The sequence below is a fragment of the Rhizobium sullae genome, from assembly GCF_025200715.1.
Taxonomy (GTDB): domain Bacteria; phylum Pseudomonadota; class Alphaproteobacteria; order Rhizobiales; family Rhizobiaceae; genus Rhizobium; species Rhizobium sullae.
Genome location: NZ_CP104143.1, coordinates 1,470,274 through 1,482,864, shown reverse-complemented (window position 1 = coordinate 1,482,864; position 12,591 = coordinate 1,470,274). Strand labels below are relative to the sequence as shown.

General features: G+C 60.5%; 10 protein-coding genes, 1 pseudogene and 1 riboswitch. Of the genes and pseudogenes, 5 read left to right on the top strand and 6 right to left on the bottom strand.

Annotated elements, in window-relative coordinates:
* Nucleotides 1-39 precede the first annotated feature (39 nt).
* Nucleotides 40-1,125, top strand: a complete 1,086-nt coding sequence (locus N2599_RS07490; protein WP_027511828.1) for a DUF2865 domain-containing protein — start codon at nucleotides 40-42, stop codon at nucleotides 1,123-1,125.
* Nucleotides 1,126-1,132: 7 nt separating this feature from the next.
* Here N2599_RS07490 and bluB read toward each other — a convergent pair whose 3' ends face one another.
* From bluB to N2599_RS07475, 3 genes are all read right to left on the bottom strand, one after another.
* Nucleotides 1,133-1,819 carry a 5,6-dimethylbenzimidazole synthase gene (bluB, locus tag N2599_RS07485; protein ID WP_027511829.1) on the bottom strand — a complete coding sequence of 229 codons (687 nt, stop codon included), beginning with the start codon at nucleotides 1,817-1,819 and terminating at the stop codon, nucleotides 1,133-1,135.
* 77 nt (nucleotides 1,820-1,896) lie between these two features.
* Nucleotides 1,897-2,080, bottom strand: a riboswitch (cobalamin riboswitch).
* 18 nt (nucleotides 2,081-2,098) lie between these two features.
* Nucleotides 2,099-2,929 (bottom strand): TolB family protein, encoded by an 831-nt coding sequence (locus tag N2599_RS07480; protein ID WP_027511830.1) that lies wholly within the window; start codon nucleotides 2,927-2,929, stop codon nucleotides 2,099-2,101.
* Nucleotides 2,930-2,950: 21 nt separating this feature from the next.
* Nucleotides 2,951-4,630, bottom strand: coding sequence for an NAD+ synthase (locus N2599_RS07475; RefSeq protein ID WP_027511831.1), 1,680 nt, complete (start codon nucleotides 4,628-4,630; stop codon nucleotides 2,951-2,953).
* A 180-nt stretch (nucleotides 4,631-4,810) separates the two neighbouring features.
* Here N2599_RS07475 and N2599_RS07470 point away from each other — a divergent pair, with 180 nt between their 5' ends.
* Complete coding sequence (locus tag N2599_RS07470) at nucleotides 4,811-6,736, top strand: LTA synthase family protein (protein WP_037142900.1); 1,926 nt, start codon at nucleotides 4,811-4,813, stop codon at nucleotides 6,734-6,736.
* Between the two features lie 73 nt (nucleotides 6,737-6,809).
* Nucleotides 6,810-7,343, top strand: coding sequence for a DUF1003 domain-containing protein (locus tag N2599_RS07465; RefSeq protein WP_027511833.1), 534 nt, complete (start codon nucleotides 6,810-6,812; stop codon nucleotides 7,341-7,343).
* Here N2599_RS07465 and N2599_RS07460 read toward each other — a convergent pair.
* Entirely contained in the window at nucleotides 7,340-7,735 is a 396-nt protein-coding gene (locus tag N2599_RS07460; RefSeq protein ID WP_027511834.1) for a GFA family protein, read from the bottom strand. The genes N2599_RS07465 and N2599_RS07460 overlap by 4 nt on opposite strands.
* Before the next feature lie 107 nt (nucleotides 7,736-7,842).
* On the opposite strand from N2599_RS07460, the pseudogene N2599_RS07455 reads away from it, so the two are divergent.
* Nucleotides 7,843-8,091 (top strand): annotated as a pseudogene (locus N2599_RS07455) (hypothetical protein); the annotation flags it as partial.
* Nucleotides 8,092-8,138: 47 nt separating this feature from the next.
* Here the strand turns inward: N2599_RS07455 and N2599_RS07450 are convergent.
* The gene (locus N2599_RS07450) at nucleotides 8,139-9,512 is read right to left on the bottom strand and encodes a class II 3-deoxy-7-phosphoheptulonate synthase (RefSeq protein ID WP_027511836.1); all 1,374 of its coding nucleotides are present in this window, start codon (nucleotides 9,510-9,512) and stop codon (nucleotides 8,139-8,141) included.
* Between the two features lie 306 nt (nucleotides 9,513-9,818).
* Here N2599_RS07450 and N2599_RS07445 point away from each other — a divergent pair, with 306 nt between their 5' ends.
* On the top strand, nucleotides 9,819-11,159 hold the full coding sequence (locus N2599_RS07445) for a TadE/TadG family type IV pilus assembly protein (protein ID WP_027511837.1): 1,341 nt from the start codon (nucleotides 9,819-9,821) through the stop codon (nucleotides 11,157-11,159).
* A gap of 9 nt (nucleotides 11,160-11,168) precedes the next feature.
* Here N2599_RS07445 and gor read toward each other — a convergent pair whose 3' ends face one another.
* Nucleotides 11,169-12,554: a glutathione-disulfide reductase gene (gene gor / locus N2599_RS07440; RefSeq protein WP_027511838.1), complete on the bottom strand. Its 1,386-nt coding sequence runs from the start codon at nucleotides 12,552-12,554 to the stop codon at nucleotides 11,169-11,171.
* Nucleotides 12,555-12,591 lie beyond the last annotated feature (37 nt).

The window sequence follows — 12,591 nt, the reverse complement described above, 5'->3', positions numbered from 1 at the left end:
TCACGCCGCTCTGGCCTCACTTTGCTCCGGGATGATGCCGTGAACCGCCGAAACCTGACCCTTGCGATCTTGCTTGCCCTGGCTGCACCCGCTGCCGCGCAGACGAATGCGATCTGCGACGACCTGCGCGGCCGCGTTGCCGATCTGCCGCATGTCATCGGCAATGGTCCCGAAGTCCGCCAGTATGCAAGCGCCATTGCCGAGCAGAATCTCGAGCTGCGCAAAGTCCGCAATGATCTGCGCGGCTACGGCTGCTCCGTGGACAGCATGGTGGTGATCGGCGGCGAGAATGCGGATTATTGCAGCGAGTTGCAGCAGTCCGAAGCACGCATGGTCGGCAACATCCGATACCTGCAGGAGCGGCGCAACGAACTGCGCAACCAGGGTGGTGCCGATTATCGCGTGCGCCACGAGCTGATGGCGGCGCTCGAAGACAACGGCTGCAATGACGAGTTCGACTATGCGCCGGCCCCAGAGGCCTATGCGCTGGCCCCAAGCCCCGAAGAACAGGCGATGCGCAGCGATACTTTCATCCCGCTTGGGGATGGCGAACAGGGCGGAATGCAATATGGCGTGCCGCGCGGCGAGCTCATGTCGCATGTCAGCACGATGTGCGTGCGCACCTGCGACGGCGGCTTTTTCCCGATCACCACGAATGCAACATCGATCGATTTCAACCGCGACGCAGCGACGTGTTCGAAAATGTGCCCGGGTATCGAGACGGAGCTCTTCTATCAAGACACCTCGAATACCGAAGCCGCAAACATGATTTCGGCTTCGACCGGCGCGCCTTACAGCGCGATGCCGAATGCCTTTGCCTACAAGAACCGCGCCCCCGGCGAAAAGTCCTCCTGCGCCTGCAATCTCTCGGCCTATTACGAGAACATGCGCAAGAACCAAGCGATCAGCGAACCGCCGCCGAGGGGCTCAATCACCGATATCAAGACGAAGCTGCCATCGAGCGCCACCTCCACGTCTGCCCCACAGCCGCAGGTGCCGGACCGCCCCTATGACCCGGCGAACAGCAAAGTCCGCCAGGTCGGTCCGCAGTTCCTCGCCGGCGATCAGGGCGCGATCGATCTCAAGAAACCCGCAACGCCCGGGCCGCAGCCGCAGCAGAACTGACGCGGCGTTACTGGCTTCCCCAGCGGTCCGAGAAGACCAGTTCTTCGAGCGGCAAGCGCTGGCGCCAGCCTTTCACCGCCAGTTCCGGCGCGGTGTAAAGCTGATCGACATAGCCGACGCAAAGCCAGGCGACGATCTCGATCCGTTCCGGAATGCCAAGCAGATCGCGAATATCCGCATCATGGAAGATACTGACCCAGCCGACCCCGATGCCTTCGGCCCGGGCGGCAAGCCACAGGTTCTGCACGGCGCAGACGGTCGAATAGACATCCGTGCGCGGATTGTGGGTGCGGCCGATGACCACTGGCCCTGCCCTGTCCGGATCGCAGGTGACGCAGATGCTGAGCGGCGCCTTGCGGATGCCTTCGAGCTTCAGGCTGCGGTAGACATCCCGCCGCTCCCCTTCAAACATCTCGGCCGCTTCCTGATCGGCGCGCGAAAAAGCCTGCCACGCGGCCTGGCGTATCTCCGGATCGCGGATCACGACGAAAGTCCAGGGCTGCATGAAACCGACCGACGGTGCGGCATGCGCCGCCCCCAGCAGCCGCGACACCAGATCATCAGGCAGAGGATCGGGCAGGAACTGGTCGCGCACGTCACGGCGCGTTTCGATGGCTCTGTAGACTGCGGCCCGGTCGTGTTCGGAAAACTCACCGGCCGGTACAAGGGCATGGGCGAAAGGATCAGGTTGCATCGTTAAATCCCCAACAATGCTTGAGCACCCGCGCCGCAGCGCAAGGAGCGTCAAAAACCTCGCCGCCGTCCGCGCGGTTCGGTCTATCTTGCCAGGCCGGTCTTCTGACTCGGCGTCACCCGCTTGCCACGGCCTTCCCGGCAGAAGCCAGTGGCCATTGTTGCGGCAAACGTCAGCCTCACAGCGTTGGGCACGTTCCGGTCTTTCACCGGATTCCCGATTCTCCTGCTTGATGCAGGCACCTGACGGCAATCTCTATGTCCTGAATTGCCGCTGCGTTCAAGCTGCCGGGAAATATCGCACATAGGCGAATTCGTCACCATCCGGTGACCAGCAAGGTACATTGATCGTGCCCTGCCCGCCAAAGAGCTCGAACAGCGTCGTCAGGTTGCCGCCGTCCATATCCATCAGCCGCAGCCGTACATCGAGATCGCGCGGATGATCGAAGACGTTCGGATCATAAGAAAGGAGCAGCACCTTGTCGTTCTTTGGCGAAGGATGCGCAAACCAGCTGCCGTAATTGTCATGCGTCACCTGCTCAAGACCCGTCCCATCCGGATGGATGCGCCAGATCTGCATGAGCCCGGTACGGCTGGAGTTGAAGTAGATCCATTTCCCGTCAGCCGAATAGTCCGGCCCGTCGTTGCGCCCCTCGCCATGCGTCAGCCGCTTCTCGGGGCCGCCATCGACGGAGATTGTATAGATGTCGAATTCATCGTTGCGGATGCCGCAATAGGCTAGGTCCTTCCCGTCCGGCGACCACCCGTGCCAATAGGAAGGCAAATTCTCGGTGATCAGCCGCAGCGTCCCGCCGGCCGCCGGCAGGATATAGATCGCCGACTTGCCGAATTCCGTCTTGTCGGAAATGACGATTTGCGCCCCGTCGGGCGAAATGCCGTGATCGTTGTTGCATGCGGTCGCAAAGTCCGTATCGACCTGCTCAAGCCCGCCGATGCCATCCGGCCGCAGCCGGTAAAGCAACCCGTCGCCGTTCAACAGCAGATATCCGCCGTCCGGCGCGAAGTTCGGCGCCTCGATCAGTTTCTCCGTCTGAAAGACAATCCGGCTTTCGCCGGTACGGATATTGTAGGTCTCGACCGAACTGCGCATTCATCCTCCCGGATTCTCTCGTTACCGGTCGCGGAACCGGTTGGTAATCGGATAGCGGCGATCGCGCCCGAAGTTCTTCTTGGTGATCTTCACGCCCGGCGCCGATTGGCGGCGCTTGTATTCGGCGAGATAGAGCAGATGCTCGACGCGATGGACGGTCGCCACGTCATGCCCCCGCGCGACGATCTCCTCGACCGCCATCTCCTTCTCGACGAGGCATTCGAGGATGTCGTCCAGCACCGGATAAGGCGGCAATGAATCCTGGTCCGTCTGGTCCGGACGAAGCTCGGCCGACGGCGCCTTGTCGATGATGTTCTGCGGGATCACAACGCCGGATGGTCCCAGCGCATCCGGTGGCACGTGGCTGTTGCGCCAGCGCGCCAGCGCATAGACCTGCATCTTGTAGAGGTCCTTGATTGGATTGAAGCCGCCGTTCATGTCGCCGTAGAGCGTCGCATAGCCGACCGACATTTCCGACTTATTGCCGGTCGTGACGACCATGGAGCCAAACTTGTTGGAAATCGCCATCAAGATCGTGCCGCGCGCCCGACTCTGCAGGTTCTCCTCGGTAATGCCGCTGTCGGTTCCTTCGAACAGCTGCGACAGCGCCGAGGTGAAGCCTTTCACCGGCTCCTCGATCGGCACGATATCGTAGCGGCATCCGAGCGCCTTGGCGCATTCGGCCGCATCCTTCAGCGAACCGGAAGACGTATATCGGTACGGCAGCATCACGGTTCGCACGCGTTCCTCGCCGAGCGCATCGACGGCGATTGCCGCGCAGATCGCCGAGTCGATGCCACCGGAGAGACCGAGGACGACATTCTTGAAGCCGCTCTTGTTCACATAGTCGCGGAAGCCAAGCACGCAGGCGCGATAGTCGGCCTCGTCGAGTTCGGGAATACGCGACATCGGGCCTTCGGCGCAGCGCCAGCCGTCTTCGCCGCGCTTCCAGGTCGTTACAGCCAGCGCCGTTTCGAACTGGCTCATCTGGAAGGCAAGCGTCCTGTCGCCATTGAAGGCGAAGCTGGCGCCATCGAAGACGAGTTCGTCCTGGCCGCCGAGCTGATTGGCGAAGATCAGCGGCAAGCCGGTTTCGATCACCTGCTTCAACGCCACCTGATGGCGCACGTCGACCTTGCCGCGATAGTAAGGCGAGCCGTTCGGAACGAGCAGGATTTCGGCACCACTTTCGGCGAGCGTCTCGCAGACGCCGAGATCGTTCCAGATCTCCTCGCAGATCGGCACCCCAAGACGCACGCCGCGGAAATTCACCGGCCCCGGCATCGATCCTTCGGAAAAGACGCGCTTCTCGTCAAACTCGCCGTAGTTCGGCAGGTCGATCTTGTCGCGCAGCACCAGGATCTTGCCGCCGTCAAGAACCGCGACGGAATTATGCCGCCCCGTCTTTCCCTGCCGCGGGAAGCCGACGATCACGCCGGGTCCGCCGTCCGCGGTATCGGCGGCGAGGTCCTCGACCGCTTTGAGGCAGGCCCTCAGGAACGCCGGTTTCAGCACGAGGTCTTCCGGCGGATAGCCGGAAATGAAGAGCTCCGTCAGAAGCAGCAGATGCGCGCCCTGGCGGGCCGCATCGGTGCGTGCCTCGCGGGCTTTTGCAAGGTTTCCGGCGACATCGCCGACGGTCGGGTTCAACTGGGCAACGGCAATCCGGAGCGTATTCAAAGGAGCGTTTTCCTGTGTCATGTCATCCATTTAGCGCGTGCGGCCCGCCGCTTCAATTGCCCGCGCCATGAAAAGCCGCGGGGTCTGCCGGCCGAAAAATTCAAACCACAGGGAAAAGCCGAGAAACCGGGAGGGTTCATCTAGCGTTCATGACAGGCGTGTGAAACTTCAGTGAAATTTTTATGACATCGGAGCATGCCGTTGATCGCGTTGATAATGAAGTCCGCACCGGCCAGAAAAGCAGCACTACTTTCCGCCGGTTCCGGGTCGAGCATACAGTCCCCGGCAGCGCGCGCGGCAATCGGCATTCTAATTTCGTTTTCTCTCGCTTTACTCAGCGTTGGCGCCGTCGAGTGGATTGCGCGCGGTACGCTTGCCGATGTCGGCGAGTTTCTCACATCGACGGTTAGGCCCGGCATGACGACGGTCACCATGCTCACGATCGTGATGCTGACCCTCGATGCCGCATTTGGACGGCGCTACCAGACGGCGTTCATCCTGATACCGCTTTTTCTGATCCCGGCCTTTGTCTCCAATCAGAAGCAGCGCTTTCTCTCCGACCCCTTCTATCCGTCCGACGTGCTCTATACCCGTCAGATCATGGAACTGCTGCCGGTCATGGTGCGCGACAGGCCGTGGACGGCCGCGGCTCTCCTTGTCGGCATCGTACTTTTCGCCATAGGCATCGTTTTCGCCTGGCGTTATGCCTGGCAGAACTTCCCGAAGCTCTCCCGCCAGGCGCGTCTGCGCCACCTCTGCCTCGGGCTTCCGGTGATTGCGGCCTTCGCCTCGCTGATGGACTATTCGCAATATTCCTACATCCGCGACCGGCTGCAGGTGGTGCCGATGATGTGGGACCAGAAGGAGAACTACCGCAGCAACGGCTTCATACTGGCCTTCCTCTTCAATATTCCGATGGCCGATGTCGCGGCACCCGCTGGTCTCAACGCCGATGCACTCGACGCGATCCCCTCGCGCAACTACGGCTATCTGACAGGCCCGGAGGAAAAGCCGGACATCATCATGCTGATGAGCGAGTCCTTTTGGGATCCGACACGGCTCAAGAACCTCTCCTTCAGCGCCGATCCCATGCCGAATGTCCGCGCCGCGCAGTCCGGCCACGTCTTCTCGCCGGAATTCGGCGGCATGACCGCCAATGTCGAATTTGAGGCGCTGACCGGCTTCTCGAACGCCTTCCTGCCTTACGGCAGCATTCCTTACCAGCAATATGTCCGCAGCAACGTGCCTTCGCTTGCCACCTTCTTCCGCGGCGAAGGCTATACCGCCCGCGCCCTGCACCCCTTCAGCGGCTGGTTCTGGAACCGCAATCAGGTCTACAAGGATTTCGGTTTCGAAGAGTTCCGGACCGAAGAAACGATGCCGCCGATGGAAAAGCGCGGCATCTTCGCCTCCGACGACTCCCTAATGAAGGAGATCATGCGCGAGGGCGACGGTCTCGATAATCCGTTTTTTTTCTTCGCCGTCACCTTGCAGGGACATGGGCCTTACGAGCCCTACCGTTATGCCAGGAATACGATCGGCATCCGCGGCAACCTCCCGGAAGCCGACCGCGCGACGCTTGCGACCTATACGCAGGGCATAAAGGAGGCCGACGACAGCCTGAAGAGGCTGATGGACTGGGCCTCGAAGCGCGAGCGCGAAACGATCATCGTCCTTTGGGGCGACCATCTGCCGCCGCTCGGCAACGTCTACATGAGCACAGGCTACATGCCAGACCAGGTCGCAACCCGCAGGGCACCGCTCGATGTGATGAAGCGCGAGCACGAAACGCCGCTTGTCATCTGGTCGAACAAGAAAGGCGTGAAGCAGAATGTCGGCACGATCAGCCCGTCGCTGATCTCCTACAATCTCCTCAAGTTCGCCGGTTTCGAGCATCCCTTCTACACCGGCTTCCTCGGCCGCGTGCAGAAGAAATACGACATCATCGACCGCTACCAGCTGGCAACGCGCGACAACAAGGCGACGGCGGACTGGGCGCGCGACCGGAAAAAGCTCGATCCTCTTGTGCGCGACTACGGCTACCTGCAGCACGATATCATGTTCGGCAAGGCACGCACTCTGGAGCGATTCTTCCCGCAGCACGACCTGCTCGGCAAAGGGTCCTAAGACATTAACCCGCATTGCAATTGGCGTTGGCGCGGAATATTGGCTCCGAAGCGGTCACCTATCGGAGCCAATCATGCATAGTATCTCGAACTTCGTTCATCTGCATTTCGACAAGCCGGCCGAGGAACTTGGCGACATTGAAAAGCGCGTCCTCAGGAGGACGCACGAACGCAAGGTCATCTCGACTGATGTTAACGCCGCCTTCTCTGCGAAGGCATCTTTCGGGGAGCGCGTCGCTGACGGCATCGCAAGGGTTGGTGGCTCCTGGTCCTTCATCATCACTTTCCTCGTTTTTCTTGTAGTTTGGGCGGCGGTTAACACGATCGTCCTCGCGACGGGCGCCTTCGACCCCTACCCCTTCGTCTTCCTGAACCTGATTCTCTCCATGCTCGCCGCCATCCAGGCGCCAATCATCATGATGTCGCAGAACCGGCAGGCAGAGCGCGACCGCTTCGAAGCAGCCAAGGATTACGAAGTGAATCTCAAGGCCGAACTCGAGGTTCTGTCGCTGCACCAGAAAATCGACATGCACGTCGTGACCGAGCTCGCTGCACTGCGCGAGGAGGTCGGTCGCCTGAACGCTTCGCTGGCAGCGAAAGGGGCTTAAACGCCCTTGGCGTATTGCGGTGCGCCGTCCTTGATCTCATAGAAATCGCCCTTGTCGGCGCAGTAGATGTGGTAGCCGAAGGAAAGCCCGCTCGGTTGATCGAAAGCGCCAGCCATGATGGACACTCCCGGCGATCCCTTTCGCTGCCAGAAGAGCGCCGAGCCGCAATTTGCACAGAAGCCGCGTTCGGCGGCCTCACTTGACTGGTACCACCGGACCGAATTCTCGCCTTCGATCGTCAGGCCGTCCAGGGAGACATCCGAAGACGCAAAATAGAGCCCTGTCTGCCGCCGGCACTGCGAACAATGACAGCCGACCACCGGACCCGGCTTGCTCGTGCTTCGAAACCTCACCGCTCCGCAAGCGCAGCCGCCCGTATATTCCTTCGTCATGCGATCTCCGTCCTTAATTTACGGAGAAATTGGAGGCTGTCCGAGGCTGCGTCAAATCCAATTCGTTGAACCAGAGCGTCAGGAATTTTGATCCGGAAGGCTCATTCGCCAGCATCGGCGTGGATGTGGTGCCGGGCGTCGCCGAAATCGCTCTCGGCGACGTCGACCCCTCTGCCATGGCGAATTTCGGCAGCAACGCCGCCGTACAGTCTGCGATCGCCGACACACGTTCCTGCGTAACCGCTCCGATCGATGAGCTGCTCTATAACACGCTGCACATGCTCGGCATCGAGATCGGCGAGGCGGACGTCCGCTTCCCCGATGCCCGCTGCCAGCAGTCCGTGCTCGCCCAATAAAAAAGCCCGGCGCTTGGCCGGGCTTCCAATTCAGCGTTCCGCGCAAGTCAGGCGTTGACGGCCATCCGCTTCTCGTCGCGGCCGCCCTTCATGCGTTCGGCGAGCAGGAAGGCAAGCTCGAGCGCTTGGTCGGCATTGAGGCGCGGATCACAATGCGTGTGATAGCGATCCTGCAGATCCTCGGCGGAAACGGCGCGGGCGCCGCCCGTGCATTCCGTCACGTCCTTGCCGGTCATCTCGATATGGATGCCGCCCGGATGCGTGCCTTCGGCGCGGTGGATCTGGAAGAAGCTTTCGACTTCCGACAGGATGCGCTCGAAGGGCCGCGTCTTGTAATTGTTGAGCGTGATGGTGTTGCCGTGCATCGGATCGCAGGACCAGACGACCTTGCGGCCTTCGCGCTCGACCGCACGGATGAGGCGCGGCAGATGGTCGGCAACCTTTTCGTGGCCGAAACGGCAGATCAGCGTCAGGCGGCCGGCTTCGTTTGCCGGGTTCAGGATGTCGATCAGGTTCATGAGATCGTCAGCCTGGAGCGACGGGCCGCATTTCAGGCCGATCGGGTTCTTGATGCCGCGGCAGTATTCGACATGCGCATGATCGGCCTGGCGCGTGCGGTCGCCAATCCAGATCATATGGCCCGACGTCGCGTACCAGTCGCCGGAGGTGGAGTCGACGCGCGTCAGCGCTTCTTCATAGCCAAGCAGCAGCGCCTCATGGCTGGTGAAGAAATCCGTCTCGCGCAGGCTCGGATGGTTCTCGGAGGTGATGCCGATCGCCTTCATGAAGTCCATGGTTTCGCTGATGCGGTCGGCAAGCTTGCGGTAGCGCTCGCCCTGCGGGCTGTCCTTGACGAAGCCGAGCATCCACTGGTGCACGTTCTCGAGATTGGCGTAACCACCCATCGCAAAGGCGCGCAGCAGGTTCAGCGTCGCAGCCGACTGACGGTAGGCCATGGCTTGGCGTTCCGGATTCGGAATTCGCGCTTCCTCGGTGAACTCGATGCCGTTGACGATGTCGCCGCGGTAGCTCGCCAGCGAGACGCCGTTCTGCGTTTCGATACCCGACGAGCGCGGCTTGGCGAACTGGCCGGCAATACGGCCGACCTTGACCACCGGCAGTTGCGCGCCGAACGTCAGCACGACGGCCATCTGCAGGAAGGCGCGGAAGAAGTCGCGGATCGTGTCTGCGCCATGCTCGGCGAAGCTCTCGGCGCAGTCCCCACCCTGTAGCAGGAAACCGTTGCCTTCGGAGACATTGGCGAGATGCTTCTTCAGACGGCGGGCCTCACCCGCAAAGACGAGTGGCGGATAGGTGGCGAGCTGGGCTTCCGTTGCCGCCAAAGCGGCGAGGTCCGGATAATCCGGGACCTGCTGGATCGGCTTTTGCCTCCAACTATTCGGGGTCCAAGTCTCTGCCATTCTACTCACCTTTGTCTCGCCGGGATCGCTGCCCGGCGCCTGTCGTCCACAATAACGGCGGCTTATAAACCTTTAGCATACGCTTGCCTAGCGCCGTTCGACACGTTCTGAACGGGTCGCGGAGCCTGCCGCGCTCATAAGGGAAGCCCTTGTCGCACCTTCAATCCCGCCCTCCGATTTACATTAAATATACCATAAAAATTGGGGGGTAATTTAGCAATTTGTGTCAAACCCGATTTTGAAACTGCCCGCCATGAAGAGCGCGCTTTGCCTTCGCCGATGATCGGCCCGATCCTGGGGAATGGTATGAAGAAGCTGGCGCGCCGCCTTGCGGCCGATCGTTCGGGAAATTTTGGAATCATGACCGCATTGCTGGCCGTGCCGCTCCTCGGCTCCGCCGGCATGGCGATCGACTTCGCCCACGCACTCAGCCTCAGGACGCAGCTTTATGCGGCAGCGGACGCAGCGGCCGTGGGTGCCATTTCAGAGAAATCGCCGGCGGTGGCCAAAGCCATGACCATGCAGGGTGATGGGACCATCACTGTTGGTTCCGAAGACGCACGAAAGCTTTTCATGGGTCAGATGGCCGGCGAAGCGAGCGAGCTAGCAGTTGACGTCGAGGTCAACGTTACGAAGACCGGCACCGTTATTGAATCTCGCGTGGCCTTCAGTGCGGCTATGTCGACCACCTTCATGCAGCTTCTGGGCCGCGAAAGTGTCACCGTTGGGGGCGCGGCGACGGCGCGATACCAGACACCGTCCTACATGGACTTCTACATGCTGCTGGACAACACGCCCTCCATGGGCGTCGCGGCCACAATAGAGGCCATCGAGAATATGAAAAATGCCACACGGTTTGGCAATGCCAAAGGCAAGGACGTCAAGTGCGCCTTTGCATGTCATATCGTTTCCGAACAAGGTGTCGAAGATAAAAACAGCTACTACAATGTCGCACTGAACAACAACATCCCGATCCGCATTGATGTGGTTGCCCAAGCGACGAAGGCACTAATGGAAACGGCCGAACAAACCCAGACCGTCAAGGGCCAGTTCCGCATGGCCGCTTACACCTTCGGCAAGACAGCCCAGGATGCGCAGCTTTTCAAGGTTGCTGAACTAGACGAAAATCTTTCTACGATCGCGTCGGCGACTGAAAAGATCAAGCTAATGAGCATTCCCTATCAGAACTACAACGACGATCAGCAGACCAGCTTCGACGATGCGCTGACCAAAATCGAAAAAGAGATCAAGGAAATTCCCGGGCAAGGCACGAGTAGCGCTGACCGGCAGAAGATCGTCTTCTTCGTCTCAGATGGTGTTGGTGACAGCTACAAGCCGCACGGCTGCACCAGCCCAAAGGGAGCCAGGAATGGCACCCGTTGCATCGAGCCGATCGATACGAAGTTCTGCGAAGACCTGAAGAAAAAGAATATCAAGATAGCCGTTCTCTATACGACCTATCTGCCCCTGGAGGACAATAACTTCTGGAAAGATTGGGTCAAACCCTTCGACGGCAGCATCGCCGCCCGAATGCAAGAATGTGCAAGCCCCGGCTTCTTTTTTAAGGTATCCCTGACACAGGGCATCGAAACAGCGATGAAGGCGCTCTTCGAGAAGATCGTCAGCACGCCACGCCTCACAAGCTGACGGCAGGCGCTAGACGCGCTTCCCATCCCGAATGCGATAGCTCGGCACATACATCGTGACGAGCTCTTCGGCCGCCGTCGGGTGCACGGCCATGGTGCGGTCGAAATCTTCCTTGGTGCATCCGGCTTTCAGCGTGATGCCGAGGATCTGCGCCATCTCGCCTGCGTCGTGTCCGAGGATATGGGCGCCGACGACTTTGCGGCTTTCGGCATCGACGATCAGCTTCATAAGCATCTTTTCAGCCCGGCCGGAAAGCGTCGCCTTGAGCGGCCGGAACTGCGCGCGATAGACTTCGAGCTCCCTGTAGCGTTTCGCCGCCTCCTCTTCCGAAAGGCCGACCGTGCCGATCTCGGGTTGGGAAAAGACAGCCGTGGCGATCATCTCGTGATCCGGCTTCGTCGGATTTTTCTTGTATTCCGTCTCGATGAAGCACATCGCCTCGTGGATAGCGACCGGTGTCAGCTGTACCCTGTCGGTGACATCGCCGAGCGCATAGATGTTTTCGGCGCTCGTCCGAGAATATTCGTCGACCATGATCGCACCGCGCTCGTTCGTCTTCACGCCGGCCGCCTCAAGCCCGAGGCCTTCGGTATTCGGATCGCGCCCGAGCGCCAGCAGCACGACCCCGGCATTTAGCGTACCGTTGTTCAACGTCTCGATGACAAGCCCGTCTGCGCCCTTCGACACCATTTCCAGCGTGTCGTGGCAGAGGATACGGATGCCCTTGGCGACCATCGCCTCATGCAGGCCGCGGCGCAGATCCTGGTCGAAGCGCGAGAGGATTTCGGCACCGCGATAGACCAGCGTCGTCTCGACGCCCAGTCCATGGAAGATATTGGCGAATTCCACGGCGATATAGCCGCCGCCCGCAATCACGATCGCCTTCGGGAGCTCTTCGAGATGGAAGGCCTCGTTGGAAGAAATGCAAAGCTCGTGCCCTGGTAGCGCCGCATGCGGGTTCGGCCGGCCGCCGGTTGCAATCACGATCGTCTTCGCCGTCACAATCTTCCCAGTCTTCACCAGCCGGATCGTGTGCGCATCGACAAGTTCGGCGCGCGTCTCGAGAATTTCCGCATTGGCGCCGGAAAGCCCTTTCTTGTAGAGCCCCTCCAGCCGCGCGATTTCGGCGTCCTTGGCGGCTATCAGCTTCTTCCAGTCGAAAGCGCTTTCCCCGACCGTCCAGCCAAACCCGGCAGCATCCTCGAAATGTTCGTGATACTGCGACGCATAGACGAACAGCTTCTTCGGCACGCAGCCGCGGATGACGCAGGTGCCGCCGTAGCGGTATTCCTCGGCGATCGCCACCTTCTTGCCGAGTGACGCGGCAACGCGCGCGCTTCTGACGCCCCCCGAGCCGCCGCCAATGACGAAGAGGTCGTAATCATAGGAAGACATGGACGGATGCTCCGGTAGGAATCGGCGGGAATGGTTC